The sequence below is a fragment of the Allosphingosinicella sp. genome (assembly GCF_035626655.1).
Lineage (GTDB): Bacteria > Pseudomonadota > Alphaproteobacteria > Sphingomonadales > Sphingomonadaceae > Allosphingosinicella.
Window position 1 is genome coordinate 102,480 of record NZ_DASPNF010000005.1, and the last position, 14,884, is coordinate 117,363.

A 14,884-nucleotide genomic window follows, 5' to 3' on the forward strand; every position below is an offset into this window, starting at 1 on the left:
ACGGGGATCATGTGATGGTCCGCTGTGCCTGACAATATCGCGAATGCGCGGCGGCCGATCGCTGTCCGGTCGGGTCCGCTCAGTTGAAGCAGCGCACCCGGACCATATAGTTAAAGCCGCCCCGCGCCTCGATGCGGACGGGGACACCACGCGCGAAATTCAGCCGCTCACAGTGGCGCAGCGCTTCCCGCTGGCAATTGGCCATCGTCGTCCCGCAAACCTCACTCGTCGCGGCGACCACCTCGTCATTCGACGCGGCCGCAGCGGCGGGCGGCGCCGAATCGAGGCGGCGCTCGAGGCGCTCCAGGGCCCGCTCGATCCGCTCCAGCGCCCGCAGGGTCTGCTCGTGAAAGGCCTGGTCGCCAGGTTGCGCGAAAGCGGCGCCGCTGCCCGCGACCATGGAAAAGCACGCAAGAATGGGAAGAAGACGCATCATTGGACCTCCGTTGTTGGCGCGTTCATTTCGGGCAAGCAACGAAGCTGGGTCAAGCCCCGGAATCAGCCGGGGCGATTGCGAAACGCCTGCGGGCTCTTGCCCGTCCAGCGCTTGAAGGCCCGGGAGAAAGCGGCGGGGTCGGAATAGCCGAGGCGCCAGGCGATCTCCTTCACGGGCAAAGCGGGATCGCGGAGCCATTTCTCCGCCTGACGGCGGCGCAGGCCGTCCAGCACCTGCTCGAAGGTCAGCCCCTCCGCCTTCAGCCGGCGGTAGAGCGTCTGGCGGCTGCAGCCGAGCGCGCGGGCGACCGGCTCGATCCGGATCGGTCCCGAGGCGAGCATGGGCTCCAGCTCCGCCTCGACGCGGCGGCGGAAGCTGTCCGGCCTTTCCGGCTTTCTCGCCATTTCCCGCCGCGCGGCGCCCGCAATCTCGTCGAACAGCCGGCGCAGGAAGGTGCCGCCGCGGCTTTGCGGAGGCTTCTCCCCGGCCGGCTGAGGCGCCGGCTGGAAAAGGCGGCCGAGCAGTTCCGGGACGATGAAGGCGCAGTCATTGCGATGGTCGCAGGTCGAGCAATCCTGCGCCCGCATCTTCTCGATGCAACCTGCGATCATGTCTTTGGCCCTCCGCATCATGGCCGCGAGCTGTATTATATGAATAATACGCATTCCCGAAGCAAGCACAAGGGAGGTGCGCGTGAGTCCGGTGATGCTGATCCATATCGCGGCGGGGAGCACCGCCTTGCTCTCGGGCGCGGCGGCGCTGATCCTGCGCAAGGGCGGCCGCCGCCACGGCCGGGCCGGCACGATCTTCTTCGCCGCGATGCTGGTGATGACGCTGACCGGCGCGCTGATCGCGGCGCTGAAGCCCGAGCGGGCGACGGCGGTGATCGGGATCATCACCTGCTATCTGGTCGCGACCTCCTGGTGGACGGCGCGGCACCGGGACGGGCGGGCCGGCCGCTTCGAGGTCGCCGCTTTGACGGTGATCCTCGCCTGCGCGGCCGCCGAGCTGAGCTTCGGCCTGATCGCGATGAACAGCCCGCGCGGGCGGATCGACTTCCTTCCCTGGCAGCCGATGTTCGTCTTCGCCGGCCTCGCGGCGCTGGCGGCGGCGCTCGACCTCAATTTCATCCTGAGGCGGCAATTGTCGGGCGCGCAGCGTGTGGGCCGGCATCTCTGGCGGATGTGCGCCGCGATGCTGATCGCCACCACCTCCTTCTTCCAGGGGCAGCAGGACAATTTCCCCGAGGCCTGGCAGGGCTCGGCGATCTGGTACCTGCCCGCGCTCTCGGTGCTCGCGGCGATGCTGTTCTGGATCTTCCGGGTGCGCTTCGGCCGGAGCTGGCGGCGCTGGCCGCCCGGCGAGCTCAGCCGAGCGCCTTCCGCATCTCGTCGAATTCCGGCCCCGGCTTCGGCGGCCCGTCAGGAAGGGTAGCGTCGAGCGCATCGGCGACGCGCGTCAGGGCGGCGATGCGGGCGGCCTTCTTGTCGTTGCCGTCGATCGCCGTCCAGGGCGCCCAGTGCGTGTCGGTATGGGCGAACATGTCCTTCAGCGCCTTCAGATAATCGTCGCGCTTCGCCCGGTTGCGGATATCCTCCCCGGTCACCTTCCAGCGCTTCCAGGGATGGTCGAGGCGCTTGCGGAAGCGGTCGTCCTGCTCCTCCTGCGTGACGTGGAAGAAGAGCTTCACGATCAGGGTGCCGGCGGCGGCGAGCTGGGACTCGAACTCGTTGATCTCGTCATAGGCGCGCTTCCACTCGGCCGCTTTGGCGAAGCCCTCGACCCGTTCGACGAGGACGCGGCCGTACCAGCTGCGGTCGAAGATCGCGACCTCGCCCGCGGCCGGCAGCCGTTTCCAGAAGCGCCAGAGATAATGATGCGCCTTCTCCTCGTCGGTCGGCGCGGCGATCGGCCAGACGCGGTAGTGGCGCGGATCGCCCTCGGCGACCATGCGCTGGATCGCCCCGCCCTTCCCGGCCGCGTCCCAGCCTTCGCAAAGGATGACGGCGCTTCTCTTGTGCAGATGGTTGGCGACGAACAGGCGCGAGAGCCGCTCCTGGAGGTCGGCGAGGTCTTCCTTGTAATCGCCGTCATAGTCGGCGCCGGTCTCGTAGTCGCTGAGGTCGATGGCCATGTCTATCACCGTCGCCCCGGCGAAGGCCGGGGCCCAGACCGACTTGGTGACACCAACGCCGTCCGGATGCCAGCCTTCGCTGGCATGACGTGGGACACTGGCTTCAGGCCGCTTCCCTCACTCCGGCGCGACGACCTTGGCCGGGTCCTTCGCGGCCGTGCCCGCGGGCTCGACCACGCGGATGCTGAGCTCGCGGAGCTGCTTCGCGGTGACCGCGCCCGGCGCGTTCATCATCAGGTCCTCGGCCTTCTGGTTCATCGGGAAGAGCACGACCTCGCGGATGTTCGGCTCGCCGGCGAGCAGCATGACGATTCGGTCGATGCCCGGCGCCGAGCCGCCGTGCGGCGGCGCGCCATATTTGAAGGCGTTGATCATGCCGGCGAAGTTGGTGTCGACGTCGGCCTGGCTGTAGCCGGCGATCGCGAACGCCTTGTACATGATGTCCGGGCGATGGTTGCGGATCGCGCCCGAGCTCAATTCCACGCCGTTGCAGACGATGTCATACTGGAAGGCGAGGATGTCGAGCGGGTCCTTCGTCGCCAGCGCCTCCAGCCCGCCCTGCGGCATGGAGAAGGGGTTGTGGCTGAAGTCGACCTTCTTCGTCTCCTCGTCATATTCGTACATCGGGAAATCGACGATCCAGCAGAATTTGAAGGCGTCGTCGGGGATGAGGCCGAGCTCCTCGCCGACGCGGGTGCGGGCGGCGCCGGCCAGTTTGGCGGCCTGCGCCTCCTTGCCGGCGGCGAAGAAGATGCCGTCGTCCGGGCCGAGGCCGAGCGCCTCGTAGAGCTTCAGCGTCGCCTCCTCGCCGTGATTCCTGGCGATCGGCCCGCCGAGCTCGCCGCCTTTGCGGGTGATGTAGCCGAGCCCGGCATGCCCTTCCGACCGCGCCCAGTCGTTCATGTCGTCGAAGAACTTCCGGCTCTTCTCCGCCGTGCCGGGCGCGGGGATGGCCCGCACCACGTCCCCGCCCTCGACGATGCGGGCGAACAGGCCGAAGCCCGAGCCGCGGAAATGATCGGAGACGTCGCTGATCAGGATGGGATTGCGGAGGTCCGGCTTGTCCGAGCCGTATTTCAGCATTGCCTCGCGGAACGGGATGCGCGGGAACTCGCCGGCGGGCGTCACGCTCTTGCCGTTGGCGAACTCCTCGAACACGCCGGCAAGCACCGGCTCGATCGCCGCGAAGACGTCGTCCTGGGTGACGTAGCTCATCTCGAAGTCGAGCTGGTAGAATTCGCCCGGGCTGCGGTCGGCGCGCGCGTCCTCGTCGCGGAAGCAGGGCGCGATCTGGAAATAGCGGTCGAAGCCCGCGACCATGATCAGCTGCTTGAACATCTGCGGCGCCTGGGGAAGCGCGTAGAACTTGCCCGGATGGACCCGGCTCGGGACCAGATAGTCGCGTGCGCCCTCGGGGCTGGACGCGGTCAGGATCGGGGTCTGGAACTCGGTGAAACCCTGCTCGATCATCCGCCGGCGGATCGAGCTGATCACCCGGGAGCGAAGCATGATGTTGGCGTGCAGCCGGTCGCGGCGCAGGTCGAGATAGCGGTAGCGCAGGCGGATATCCTCGGGATAATCGGCCTCGCCGGCGACGGGGAGCGGCAGCTCCTGCGCCTCGGACTGGATCGCGACCGCCTCGGCGACCACCTCGATCGCGCCGGTGGCGAGGTTCGGGTTGGTCGCCTCGGGGCCGCGCGCGACCACCTCGCCGTCGATCGTCACCACCGACTCCGCGCGCAGATGCTCGAGCACCTTCAGCGCCTCGCTGTTCGCGCGGCAGACCACCTGGGTCAGCCCGTAATGGTCGCGCAGGTCGACGAACAGCACGCCGCCATGGTCGCGCTTGCGGTGCACCCAGCCGGACAGGCGGACGCTGGCGCCGACGTCGCTCTCGCGGAGCTGGCCGCAATTGTGGGTACGGTAGGCGTGGATGGTCATCGTCGGATCGGCTCTGCTCAAGTAGGGTGACGGCAGGCGACAGGCGCCCGCAGACGGATCGCGCCCTCTAGCGCGTGCAGCGCGCGCCGTCACCCCATTTGGCCGGGATTGATTTCGGGGACGACACGACTAGCCTCACCTGGACCGACGGAAAGGAAGCCCGCATGGTCCGCAGACTTGCCGTACTTGCCTCCTCGCTCGTCTTTGCCGCCTGCGGCGCGGGAAGCCCGAGCCCGGACGAGGCCCGCTTCGAGCGCCTGTCTGAATGTGTTGCGGATCTGCAGGGTGTCACGGTTCACTACAACGAGATGCTCGCCGAGACGACTGTGGCGGCGCGTTCCGATTTGACCCCTGAACAACTCGATGCACGCGCCGGGCTGTTTCGGCGCAGAATCCGTGAGATGGGCGCCTTCGCGGCCCAGCTCGAACGGAGGGCGCTCGAGCTCGGAGGGCGGCTGAACAAGACGCGGGGCGACTACGAGCTGATCCGAAACCGGCGAACCGAGAGGATCAACAGCAACCAGGTCTCACGGATCGGCACTCATGTGGATTATTGTGTCCGCCTGACCGGGGCCGACCCGCTCGCCGACCATCGAATGCCTGACACCTCCGGACGCTAGCGACTCCAGCGCTGGAAATCCCCCATCCGGCGGGAGGCGCGCTCCCCGAAACCGGAATCCCACTTTGCCGCGGTGGCCGGGGCACCTATAGACGCGGCCAATGCGAATCCACCCTCTGATTGCCGACACCGCTACGCTTGAAAAACTCTGCGAACGGCTCGCCCGATCGGACTTCGTCGCGGTCGACACCGAGTTCATGCGCGAGAATACCTACTGGCCGGACCTGTGCCTGTTCCAGGTGGCCAATAGCGAGGAAGCGGCGGCGATCGATCCCAAGGCCGAGGGGATCGACCTCACGCCTTTGATGAACCTGCTCGTCAACAACGAGCACGTGCTGAAGGTCTTCCATGCCGGCGGCCAGGATATCGAGATCATCTTCAACATGACGGGGGGCACGCCTCATCCCCTGTTCGACACGCAGATCGCGGCGATGGCGCTCGGGCTCGGCGAGCAGGTCGGCTACCAGAATCTGGTCGAGAGCCTGCTCGGCCGCCATCTCGACAAGGGCGCCCGGTTCACCGACTGGGCCCGGCGCCCGCTCGACAAGCGCCAGATCGACTATGCGATCGGCGACGTCACCCATCTCGCCGAGCTGTTCCCGCGCATGCTGGAGCGGCTGAAGCGGACCGGCCGCGGCCAGTGGCTCGACCAGGAGATGGAGCGGATCGCCGATCCCGCCAATTACATCAACGACCCGGCGCTCGCCTGGAAACGGGTGAAGGTACAGACGCGGCGGGCCGATGCGCTCGGCCGGCTGAAGGCGCTGGCCGCCTGGCGCGAGCTGGAGGCCCGCTCCAAGAACCTGCCGCGCGGCCGGATCATGAAGGACGAGACGCTGGCCGACGTCGCGGTGCATCCGCCGCAGAGCCAGGAATCGCTCGGCAATGTGCGCGGGCTTTCGGCCGCGTGGAAGGGTAACGATATCGGGGCACGCATGATGGAGGCTCTGGCCAGTGCCGATCCCCTCCCCGCCGCCGAGCTGCCGGCGCGCGAGGACCGGGGGCCGGGTCTCGGCAAGGACGGCGCGCTGGTCGCGGACCTCCTGAAGCTGCTGCTCAAGATCAAGGCGCGCGAGAGCAATGTCGCGCCGCGGCTGGTCGCTCGGGCGGAGGAGCTGGAGCAGCTCGCCGCCGGCCGGCGCGAGGGCCTGCAGATCCTCGAAGGCTGGCGCTACGCGGAATTCGGCCATGATGCGCTCGACCTGGTCGAGGGCCGGCTCGCCTTTGCGGTGCGCAACGGCAAGCTCGTGCGTTCCAGGGTCGAGAAGGAGATCGAGGAATGAGAATCCTGGTCGCCGTTTTGGCTCTCGCCGCCTGCGGCCCCCACCCCGAATCGACCCCGCCACCGCCCGAGGCCGGCACCTGCAACGCAGCGGCGGCGCAGCACCTGGTCGGGCGCCAGGCCAGCCCGGCGCTGGGCCGCGAGGCAATGCGCCGCGCCGGCGCCGGGATGTGGCGCTTCCTGCGGCCCGGCCAGATCGTGACCATGGAATTTCGCGCCGACCGGCTGAACATCAGCCTCGATGCGCAGGACAAGGTCGAGCGGATCAGCTGCGGCTGATATTCGGTTCGCCAGGTTTCGTCATTCGGGGCGAGTTCAGAACACCGCCTTCAGGCCCAGCGCGCCGGCGAGGCTCTTCATTCGCCGGCCCACGATCTCACCCACCAGCGGCCGGGCGGCCTCGTCGACTTCCAGGCGCAGCGTCTCGCCGTCCCGGACGAGCCGGCTGTGCTTCAGCCCGGAGGCAACACCGCCGCTGAGCCGCTGGCCGAGGCGCATCGCATAGCCCCAGGCGGTGGCGCGCTTGAGCTCGGCCGGCGTCGCCAGCGCTGCGATCCGGGGATAGGGCAGGTCGCGCCCCCCGCCGAAATTGCAGAACAGGGCCTGGGCGAGCATCACCCGCCCGGGCGCGTCGATCGCCACCCAATTGCCGTGCAGCGCCATGTCGATGCCGCGCTCGGCCCGGAAATCGGGATGCGCGGCCCAGCCGATGTCGGAGAGCAGGCATGACGCCAGCCTGAGCCGGGCGCAGCGCGGATCGTCGTCGAAGGCCGGAGCGAGCCAGGCGTCGAGCAGGTCGCCATGCTGGGCGAAGCGGCCGAGCCCCGCCCCCGCCTCGCGCGCGGCAACGATCAGCGGATCGAGCAGGCGCTCAGCCCTGGGCAGTTCGTGCAGGAGCAGGCCTTCGCGGATGCCGAAGGCCGAGACGATCAGGCCGCCCGGCTTGAGCGCGCCGACCAGGGCGTCGAGCAGCATCGCGGCGTTGGGCAGGGTCGGGATGCGGGAGACGGAGACCGAGCCGAGATCGGGAATCTCCCCCTTGTCGAGCAGCGCCGCGCGCAGCTGGGCGGGCCGGCTCGTCTCCATGATATGCTGGTGCGTGATCGGCAGCGGATGGTTGGTCAGCGCCATGTCCAGGCGGGCGAGCGCGCGCCAGGAGCCGCCGACCATATAGAAGGGCCGGCCATCGCAGGACCGGGCGAAGCCCGCCGCTTCGACCGCCCTCGCGACGCGCCTGGCGAAATTGCCCTTCCCGGCCAGCGCGTCGAGCCGGAGCACGCCGAGCGGCAAAGAGGCGCTGCGCAGCACCTGGCCGCCGCCGACCTCGACCAGCTCGAGGCTACCGCCGCCGAGATCGCCGACGATGCCGTCGGCGTCGGGGATGGCGGAGAGCACGCCCTGCCCCGCCCTTTTGCCCTCCTCCTCGCCGGAGAGGATGCGCGGCTCCAGGCCGAGCTTCCTGACCCTGGCAAGGAAGGCGGCGCCGTTCGACGCCTCGCGCACGGCGGCGGTGGCGACGGTCCGGGTGCGCACGACCTTCATCTGCCTGACCAGCAAGGCGAAGCGCTCCAGCGCGGCCAGCGCCCGGCTTTCCGCCGCGGGATCGATCGCGCCGGTCTCGCCGACCCCCTTGCCGAGCCCCGCCAGGACCTTCTCGTTGAAGATCACTGAGGGGATGCGGGTGGCGCCCGAATAGACGACGAGGCGGACGGAGTTGGAGCCGATGTCGATGATCGCGACCGGCTGCTCGGCGAACATGGGCGGCTAGGCCCGGCCGCGCGGGATGGTGAGCTTCCTCGGCGTCGCCCCGTCCGAGCGAAGCGCGGCGCCGCGGCCCGAGAGCGACGGGTTGGTCATGAAATAATGGTGCAGGTTGAACGGCTTCTCGCCCGGCAGCAAGGCGAAGCGCGTATAGGAGCCGTCGGCATTGAGGTGCCAGCTCTGCTCGTTGTCGATGATGTTGGCGACCATCACCTGGTCCAGCACCTGGGCGTGCACCGTGTCGGTCTCGATCGGCAGCGCATATTCGACGCGGCGGTCGAAATTGCGCGGCATCCAGTCCGCGGAGGAGATGTAGACCCTGGCTTCGCGATTGGGCAGCGCATCGCCATTGCCGAAGCACCAGATGCGACTGTGCTCCAGGAACCGCCCGACGATCGACTTCACGCTGATATTCTCGCTGAGGCCCGGAACGCCAGGCCTCAGGCAGCAGATGCCGCGGATGATGAGGTCGACGTCGACGCCCGCCTGGCTCGCCTCGTACAGCTTGTCGATTATCGCCGGGTCGACCAGCGAGTTGAGCTTGGCCCAGACCGCGCCCGGGCGCCCGGCGCGGACGTTGGCGATCTCCGCGTCGATCATTTGCTCGATGTTCGGCCGCATCTGCAGCGGCGACATGACGATCTTCTCGAGGCCCCGGGGTTCAATGTAGCCGGTAATGTAATTGAATATGTCGGCGACGTCGGAGCTGATCTTCGGGTCGGCGGTGAAGAAGCTGAGGTCGGTGTAGATGCGCGCTGTGATCGGGTGGTAATTGCCCGTGCCGAGATGACAGTAGGTGCGGTAGGTGCCGCCCTCCTCGCGCCGCACGACCATCGACATCTTGGCGTGGGTCTTCCACTCGATGAAGCCGTAGACGACCTGCACGCCGGCGCGCTCCAGCGCGTCGGCCCACATCAGATTCTGCTCCTCGTCGAACCGGGCCTTGAGCTCGACCACGGCGGTGACCGACTTGCCCGCCTCGGCGGCGGCGATCAGGGCGTTGATCACCGCGCTCTGCTTGCCGGCGCGGTAGAGCGTCTGCTTGATCGCGACCACGTTCGGATCGTCCGCCGCCTGGCGCAGGAAGGCGAGGACGACGTCGAAGCTCTCATAGGGATGGTGGACGACGATGTCCTTGGCGCGGATCGCGGCGAAGCAGTCGCTGTCATATTCGCGGATCCGCTCGGGAAAGCGCGGCGTGAAGGGGGTGAACTTGAGGTCGGGCCGGTCCTCCTCGACCAACTGGGCGAGGTCGGCGATGCCGAGGAAGCCGGTCGATTCGAAGACGAGCGCGTCCGAGGCGTCGATGCCCTCGCGGACCAGGGCCTCGAGATCGTCGGGGATCATCTCCTCCAGCTTCAGGCGGATCACCCGGCCCCGCCGCCGGCGCTTGATCGCGCTGCGGAAGAAGCGGACCAGGTCCTCCGCTTCCTCCTCAATCTCGATGTCGCTGTCGCGGATGATCCTAAAGGCGCCGCCGCCGAGCAATTTATAGCCCGGGAAGAGCTTGGCGATCTGGCGGCGGATCAGGGTCTCGATCGGCACGTAGCGCGCCGCCTCGCCCGGCAGGCGGATGAAGCGCGGCAGGCTGGCCGGGATCATCAGCAATTCGCGGATCTGCTCCCCGTCCGACTGGCGCCGCAGGTCGAAGATCAGCGAGAAGCCCTTGTTCGGGATGAACGGGAAGGGATGCGCCGGGTCGATCGCCTGCGGGGTGAGCACGCGGGAGACGTGGTCGTCGAAATGGCGCTCCAGCCACTCGTCCTCGGCGGGCGTGATCTCCTCGTTGGAGAGCACGACGACGCCGGCCTCGCGCAGCGCCTCGCGCAGGTCCGCCCAGACCCTTTGCTGGCTGGCGGTGAGATCGTCCGCCTCGGCGCCGATCGCGGCGAGCTGCTGGGCGGGATTGAGCCCGTCCGCCGAGCGCTCTTCGACCCCGGCCAGCTGCTGGCCCTTGAGGCCGGCGACGCGGACCATGAAGAATTCGTCGATATTGTTGCCCGAGATGGAGAGGAAGCGGAGCCGCTCCAGCAAGGGATGGGCGGGGTTGCACGCCTCTTCCAGCACGCGTCGGTTGAAGGCGAGCCAGCTGAGTTCCCGGTTGAAGAAGCGGGCGCCCGTCTCCGGCGTTTCCGCCGCGGCATCGTTGGCCGGCTTGATCGGGATGGGCTGCGTCATTCTCAGCCCGCCTGCCGCGCGCGGTGGATCAGGCCGGCTTCCTCGAGCGCCCTTTTGGCGAGCGGGACGGTCATCCGGCGGTGGTGCGAGAGCATCACCCGGTCGAGGATGTCGACGATCATGATGGCCGAGATATAGGTTCGTTCTATCCTCGGGACCAGAAAATCGGCGAGCTCGGGCGGGGCGGCGATGCCCCGGTCGCCGAGCAGCTTCAGCACCAGCTGGCCGAGCAGGGCGTCGTCGGGCGGGCCGATCTCCATTTGCGGCGTCGCCGCGAGCCGGGAGCGCAGGTCCGGCAGCGCGATCGCCCAGGCGGGCGGCGGCCTGTCCGCCACGATCAGCAGCGGGCGGCGCGCGGACTGCGCCTCGTTCCAGGCATGGAACAGGGCCTCCTCGTCATGCGCCTCGGCATTGTCGAACAGCCGGCCGCCGGTCTTGCGGACGAAGATCCGGCCGAGCAGGCTGCGCCCGGACTTGCGCGGGCCGGTGACCAGGGTCGCCATGACCGGCCAGAGCGACCAGCGGGTGAGATGCTCGACCACCGCCCGGTTCGCGTCGGACAGCAGGAAATCCTCGTCGCGGTCGGCGACCGGCCAGGCGAAAGGCAGTGCAATCTGGTTCACCGCCCCCCCTTTAGCGTGAAATCCTCAACGTATTCCCGTTCACCACGGTGACGTTCCAGCCTTGGGCGCGGAGCGCGGCGGTGAAGGCGGCGGCATCGCCGGCGAAACGCACGTTCATGACCGAGGTGCCGCCGAGCGCGAGGCTGGTGGTGATCGCGGAGGCGACGCCGCCGACCCGGCTGACGTCGAGCTCGGCGCGCTGCACCGAGGCGGCGTCAGGCGTCGCGACCTGGACATTGAAGCTCTGGATCGTCGCCGGCGCGGCCGTCGGCTCCTCTGCGGTCGCCAGGGTGTTGCCGTCGGTCGTTTCCTCGGCCGGTTCCTCCAGCGCCGGCGGCAGCGGCGCGGCGAGGATGACGAGGCTGGGATCGGGCCTGAGCAGGCCCTGCGCGAGCGCCTGGCGGTAGAGGCCGTCGATCCGGCGCACGCCCTCGTCGAACATGGTGCGGATCGCGCTGCTGTTCGCCGCGCGCAGCACGAAGCGGCCGAGGAAGGTCCCGTCCGGCCCGTAGCGCGCGGTGAAGATGCCGGTGGCCGGACCGCCCGGATAGAGCCGCCTGAGGTCGACCTCGGCGATCAGGATGTCGGCGGCGCCATATTGATCGAGCAGCAGCCGCCACCAGCCGCGGCCGCGGCGCTGGGTCTGCGGGTAGTTGAGCAGCAAGGGGTCGATGCCGCGCCCGGCGGTGCGGACATAGTCGATCGTCGAGCCGGCGGTGCGATATTCGGCCCAGGCGCGCTGCCAGAGGTTGCGGAACTCGAAGCTGTAGCTGGACGAGCCGGTGACCATGACCGGGATCAGCAGCATCGGCGCCGAACGGGTGATCTGGCCGGATACGCCGAGCAATTGCCCGGTCCGCGCCCGGTCGAACATCACGCCGAGCCGCGCGATGTAGCGGGTCGGACCGATCTGTTCCTGCTCGATGATGATGCCCGAGACGAGGCCGGACAGCGTCGATTCGGGGAGGTCCGGCGCCTGGTCGATGGGCCGGTTGTGGGTGCGCGCCCAGAGGATGCGCCAGCCGAGGATCTGCGCCCGCCGCCAACCCTCGCTCCGCGCCGCCTCGGCATTGGCGGCGCGGATGTCGACCTGCACCCCGCCGACCTCGAAATTGGTCGAACTGTCATAGGGATCGATGCCGCGATTGGTGCCGTCCAGCTGCGCGCGCATCGCCGAGCCGCCCAGCATGAGGCTGAGAGCCATGACCGGAATCAGCAAGGCAAAGGGGCGGCGCAGGAAGCTCACGCGGGCCTTTTGGCGAGTTGGCCGTGGAAATCCAAGCCGCTTCTGGGTAGGCGCGGGCCATGAGCGACGAGGAATCCTACACTTACGCCAAAGCCGGCGTCGACATTGCGGCCGGCAATGCGCTGGTGAAGGCGATCGGGCCGCTGGCCAGGGCCACGGCCCGGCCCGGCGCGGACGTCTCTCTGGGCGGGTTCGGCGGCTTCTTCGACCTGAAGGCGGCGGGCTATCGCGATCCCCTGCTGGTCGCGGCCAATGACGGGGTCGGGACCAAGCTCAAGCTCGCCATCGACAGCGGCCGGCACGACGGGGTCGGCGTGGACCTCGTCGCGATGTGCGCCAACGATTTGATCGTGCAGGGCGCCGAGCCGCTCTTCTTCCTCGACTATTTCGCCACCGGGAAGCTCGACAACGGCGTCGCCGAGCGGGTGATCGCCGGCATCGCCGAGGGCTGCCGGCAGGCGGGCTGCGCGCTGATCGGCGGCGAGACCGCGGAAATGCCCGGCATGTATGCCGCGGGCGATTACGACCTCGCCGGCTTCTGCGTCGGCGCGGTCGAGCGCGGCGAGGCGCTGACCGGCGACAAGGTGGCGGAAGGCGACGTCATCCTCGGCCTCGCCTCCTCCGGCGTGCATTCGAACGGCTTTTCGCTGGTGCGGCGGCTGGCGGCCGACAAGGGCTGGAAGCTCGACCGGCCCGCCCTGTTCGACCAGGAAAGGCTGCTGATCGAGGCCCTCCTCGCGCCGACGCGCATCTACGTGAGGAGCCTGCTGCCCGTGATCCGCGCCGGGCTGGTCCACGCGCTGGCGCACATCACCGGCGGCGGCCTGCTGGAGAATGTCCCGCGCGTGCTGCCGGAAGGGCTCCACGCCCGGATCGACGCGGGCGCCTGGCCGCAGCCGCGGCTGATGGCCTTCCTCCAGGCGCAGGGCCGGATCGAGCCGGGCGAGTTTGCGCGGACCTTCAATTGCGGCATCGGCATGGTGCTGCTCGTCTCCGAAACCGATGTGAAGGTCGTGTCGGAACGGCTTGAAGAGGCTGGAGAAAAAGTCTTCACGATCGGCCGTATCGAGAGCGGCCCGCGCGGCTGCACCGTCTCCGGCCCGGCCGAAACCTGGTCCACCCCGGAGGCCTGGAGCGCCACCCATCATGGCTGATCCGGTGCGGGTCGCCGTGCTGATCTCGGGGCGCGGCTCCAACATGCTGGCCCTGTCCGAGCACAAGCGCCGCGATCCGGAGCGGACCTACAGGATCGAGCTGGTCGCCTCGAACGTGCCGGAAGCGCGCGGGCTGGTGCTGGCGAAACGGCTGGGCCTCAGGACCTGGGCGAAGAGCCACGAGGGCATGAAGCGGGCGGAGTTCGACGCCCTGCTCGACGCCGCCCTCGAGGAGCATGGCATCGAGATCGTCGCTCTGGCCGGCTATATGCGCCTCCTCTCTCCCGGCTTCGTCGACAAATGGGAAGGGCGGATCCTCAACATCCACCCGAGCCTGCTGCCGCTGCACAAAGGCCTCGACACGCACCGGCGGGCATTGCTCGCCGGCGACGAGTTCGCCGGCTGTTCGGTCCATGTCGTCACCGCGGATCTCGATTCGGGGCCGGTCGTCGCCCAGGCCAGGGTGAAGATCCTGCCGCGCGACGACCCCGAGTCGCTGGCGCAACGAGTTCTCGAGGAAGAACATCGCCTCTATCCGCTCGCCCTGGAGGAATATTGCCGCGCTGTGAGGGAATTAGAGAGTTAAATCCGCCCTTTGATGCACGTTCGGGCGTCGTTTCGGCTCCGCCATTCGTCCCGTTGGGCTCACGACTCGCCGTCCCTTTGTTGCGCCCCCGGGATTCCGCCGCCAGAGGACTCCTCGATCGCGGGAGGCGTAACCTCATCCCAAGATAAGACGTGAAACGCGGAACCGCGCGGCTCCCCTGCTGCGCGCGTCATTCCCCGTTTGGCGCCTGTTGTGGAGTATTGAATGTCGTTTTTCGGAAAGCCGCTTGCGGTGGCCGTCGGGGCCGTCGCGCTTTCCGGTGCCGCCCTGGCACCCCTTGGTTTCGCGCTCGCCGCCGGTTCGGCCGAAGCGCATCAGGCGTCCCAGACGCCGCAGCCCATCCAGGTCGCTTCGACCATCCCCACGCCCGTCCAGCCGCAGGCCAGCGAGGCGCTCATCGTCGAGCAGCCCGCCGCGCCCGAAATTGACGGCGTCCGCGACGGCGACCTGGTCGCCACGCCTGAAACCTCCGAGCCGGTCCCGGCCCGTCCGCGGACGCAGACCGTCGACGCCGAGCTGGAGTGCCTCGCCAAGGTCGTCGTCCACGAGGCCGGCAACCAGCCCCGCGCCGGCCAGCTCGCCGTCGCGCAGGTGGTGATGAACCGGGTCAACGATCCGCGCCGCCGCTTCGGCCGCACCATCTGCGGCGTGATCATGCAGCGCGGCCAGTTCTTCAACGTCCACGCCTACAATCCGTCGCGCACCAACCAGCGCTGGCGCACGGCGGTGGAAGTGGCCCGGGAGGCCCGGGACGGCACCAGCGATCAGGTGATGGAGGGCGCGCTCTTCTTCCACGCCGCTTATGCGCGCGTGAACTTCCGCGGCCGCACCCGCGTCGGGCGCCTCGCCGGCCACGTCTTCTACCGCTAGCGCGGTCGGAGCATTGACGAGACAGGGGCGGTC

Annotated in this window: 15 protein-coding genes; 7 read left to right on the forward strand and 8 right to left on the reverse strand. The window is 68.6% G+C overall.

Annotation, left to right across the window (positions count from 1 at the left end; translation table 11 throughout):
• Positions 1 to 79: 79 nt before the first annotated feature.
• Entirely contained in the window at positions 80 to 436 is a 357-nt protein-coding gene (locus VEC11_RS03305) for a hypothetical protein (RefSeq protein ID WP_464129066.1), read from the reverse strand.
• A gap of 62 nt (positions 437 to 498) precedes the next feature.
• Positions 499 to 1,047 (reverse strand): helix-turn-helix transcriptional regulator, encoded by a 549-nt coding sequence (locus VEC11_RS03310; RefSeq protein ID WP_464129068.1) that lies wholly within the window; start codon positions 1,045 to 1,047, stop codon positions 499 to 501.
• 82 nt (positions 1,048 to 1,129) lie between these two features.
• On the opposite strand from VEC11_RS03310, the gene VEC11_RS03315 reads away from it, so the two are divergent.
• Entirely contained in the window at positions 1,130 to 1,870 is a 741-nt protein-coding gene (locus tag VEC11_RS03315; protein WP_464129069.1) for a DUF2306 domain-containing protein, read from the forward strand.
• Here VEC11_RS03315 and VEC11_RS03320 read toward each other — a convergent pair.
• Both VEC11_RS03320 and aspS read right to left on the reverse strand, forming a co-directional pair.
• Entirely contained in the window at positions 1,803 to 2,570 is a 768-nt protein-coding gene (locus tag VEC11_RS03320; RefSeq protein ID WP_464129071.1) for a polyphosphate kinase 2 family protein, read from the reverse strand. The two genes, VEC11_RS03315 and VEC11_RS03320, sit on opposite strands and share 68 nt — an antisense overlap.
• Positions 2,571 to 2,687: 117 nt before the next feature.
• On the reverse strand, positions 2,688 to 4,505 hold the full coding sequence (gene aspS / locus VEC11_RS03325) for an aspartate--tRNA ligase (RefSeq protein WP_464129687.1): 1,818 nt from the start codon (positions 4,503 to 4,505) through the stop codon (positions 2,688 to 2,690).
• Positions 4,506 to 4,675: 170 nt separating this feature from the next.
• On the opposite strand from aspS, the gene VEC11_RS03330 reads away from it, so the two are divergent.
• The 3 genes from VEC11_RS03330 to VEC11_RS03340 all read left to right on the forward strand — a co-directional run bounded on the left by VEC11_RS03330 (position 4,676) and on the right by VEC11_RS03340 (position 6,691).
• The gene (locus VEC11_RS03330) at positions 4,676 to 5,131 is read left to right on the forward strand and encodes a hypothetical protein (RefSeq protein WP_464129072.1); all 456 of its coding nucleotides are present in this window, start codon (positions 4,676 to 4,678) and stop codon (positions 5,129 to 5,131) included.
• Between the two features lie 100 nt (positions 5,132 to 5,231).
• Positions 5,232 to 6,413 (forward strand): ribonuclease D, encoded by a 1,182-nt coding sequence (gene rnd / locus VEC11_RS03335; RefSeq protein WP_464129074.1) that lies wholly within the window; start codon positions 5,232 to 5,234, stop codon positions 6,411 to 6,413.
• Positions 6,410 to 6,691 (forward strand): I78 family peptidase inhibitor, encoded by a 282-nt coding sequence (locus tag VEC11_RS03340; RefSeq protein WP_464129075.1) that lies wholly within the window; start codon positions 6,410 to 6,412, stop codon positions 6,689 to 6,691. The genes rnd and VEC11_RS03340 overlap by 4 nt, the downstream gene beginning before the upstream one ends.
• 36 nt (positions 6,692 to 6,727) lie before the next feature.
• Here VEC11_RS03340 and VEC11_RS03345 read toward each other — a convergent pair whose 3' ends face one another.
• From VEC11_RS03345 to VEC11_RS03360, 4 genes are read right to left on the reverse strand one after another with little or no spacing between them, the layout of a single operon-like run.
• Complete coding sequence (locus VEC11_RS03345; protein ID WP_464129077.1) at positions 6,728 to 8,170, reverse strand: Ppx/GppA phosphatase family protein; 1,443 nt, start codon at positions 8,168 to 8,170, stop codon at positions 6,728 to 6,730.
• A gap of 6 nt (positions 8,171 to 8,176) precedes the next feature.
• Positions 8,177 to 10,351: an RNA degradosome polyphosphate kinase gene (locus VEC11_RS03350; protein ID WP_464129078.1), complete on the reverse strand. Its 2,175-nt coding sequence runs from the start codon at positions 10,349 to 10,351 to the stop codon at positions 8,177 to 8,179.
• A gap of 2 nt (positions 10,352 to 10,353) precedes the next feature.
• Positions 10,354 to 10,974, reverse strand: a complete 621-nt coding sequence (locus VEC11_RS03355) for an HdaA/DnaA family protein (protein WP_464129079.1) — start codon at positions 10,972 to 10,974, stop codon at positions 10,354 to 10,356.
• Positions 10,975 to 10,984: 10 nt separating this feature from the next.
• On the reverse strand, positions 10,985 to 12,178 hold the full coding sequence (locus tag VEC11_RS03360; RefSeq protein ID WP_464129081.1) for a heavy-metal-associated domain-containing protein: 1,194 nt from the start codon (positions 12,176 to 12,178) through the stop codon (positions 10,985 to 10,987).
• 101 nt (positions 12,179 to 12,279) lie between these two features.
• Between VEC11_RS03360 and purM the strand changes: the two genes are divergently transcribed.
• The 3 genes from purM (at position 12,280) to VEC11_RS03375 (ending at position 14,851) form a co-directional block, all read left to right on the forward strand.
• Complete coding sequence (purM, locus tag VEC11_RS03365; protein WP_464129083.1) at positions 12,280 to 13,374, forward strand: phosphoribosylformylglycinamidine cyclo-ligase; 1,095 nt, start codon at positions 12,280 to 12,282, stop codon at positions 13,372 to 13,374.
• Positions 13,367 to 13,960, forward strand: a complete 594-nt coding sequence (gene purN / locus VEC11_RS03370; protein WP_464129084.1) for a phosphoribosylglycinamide formyltransferase — start codon at positions 13,367 to 13,369, stop codon at positions 13,958 to 13,960. Before purM ends, purN begins: the two co-directional genes overlap by 8 nt.
• A 225-nt stretch (positions 13,961 to 14,185) precedes the next feature.
• Positions 14,186 to 14,851 carry a cell wall hydrolase gene (locus VEC11_RS03375; RefSeq protein ID WP_464129086.1) on the forward strand — a complete coding sequence of 222 codons (666 nt, stop codon included), beginning with the start codon at positions 14,186 to 14,188 and terminating at the stop codon, positions 14,849 to 14,851.
• The last annotated feature ends 33 nt before the right edge of the window (positions 14,852 to 14,884 follow it).

Bases quoted from the DNA above. Each gene is read 5' to 3' on its own strand.
- purN (WP_464129084.1), top strand. From the start codon at position 13,367: ATGGCTGATCCGGTGCGGGTCGCCGTGCTGATCTCGGGGCGCGGCTCC.
- VEC11_RS03360 (WP_464129081.1), bottom strand. From the start codon at position 12,178: ATGGCTCTCAGCCTCATGCTGGGCGGCTCGGCGATGCGCGCGCAGCTG.
- VEC11_RS03305 (WP_464129066.1), bottom strand. From the start codon at position 436: ATGATGCGTCTTCTTCCCATTCTTGCGTGCTTTTCCATGGTCGCGGGC.
- VEC11_RS03330 (WP_464129072.1), top strand. From the start codon at position 4,676: ATGGTCCGCAGACTTGCCGTACTTGCCTCCTCGCTCGTCTTTGCCGCC.
- VEC11_RS03350 (WP_464129078.1), bottom strand. From the start codon at position 10,351: ATGACGCAGCCCATCCCGATCAAGCCGGCCAACGATGCCGCGGCGGAA.
- VEC11_RS03340 (WP_464129075.1), top strand. From the start codon at position 6,410: ATGAGAATCCTGGTCGCCGTTTTGGCTCTCGCCGCCTGCGGCCCCCAC.
- purM (WP_464129083.1), top strand. From the start codon at position 12,280: ATGAGCGACGAGGAATCCTACACTTACGCCAAAGCCGGCGTCGACATT.
- VEC11_RS03320 (WP_464129071.1), bottom strand. From the start codon at position 2,570: ATGGCCATCGACCTCAGCGACTACGAGACCGGCGCCGACTATGACGGC.
- VEC11_RS03345 (WP_464129077.1), bottom strand. From the start codon at position 8,170: ATGTTCGCCGAGCAGCCGGTCGCGATCATCGACATCGGCTCCAACTCC.
- VEC11_RS03375 (WP_464129086.1), top strand. From the start codon at position 14,186: ATGTCGTTTTTCGGAAAGCCGCTTGCGGTGGCCGTCGGGGCCGTCGCG.
- VEC11_RS03310 (WP_464129068.1), bottom strand. From the start codon at position 1,047: ATGATCGCAGGTTGCATCGAGAAGATGCGGGCGCAGGATTGCTCGACC.
- rnd (WP_464129074.1), top strand. From the start codon at position 5,232: ATGCGAATCCACCCTCTGATTGCCGACACCGCTACGCTTGAAAAACTC.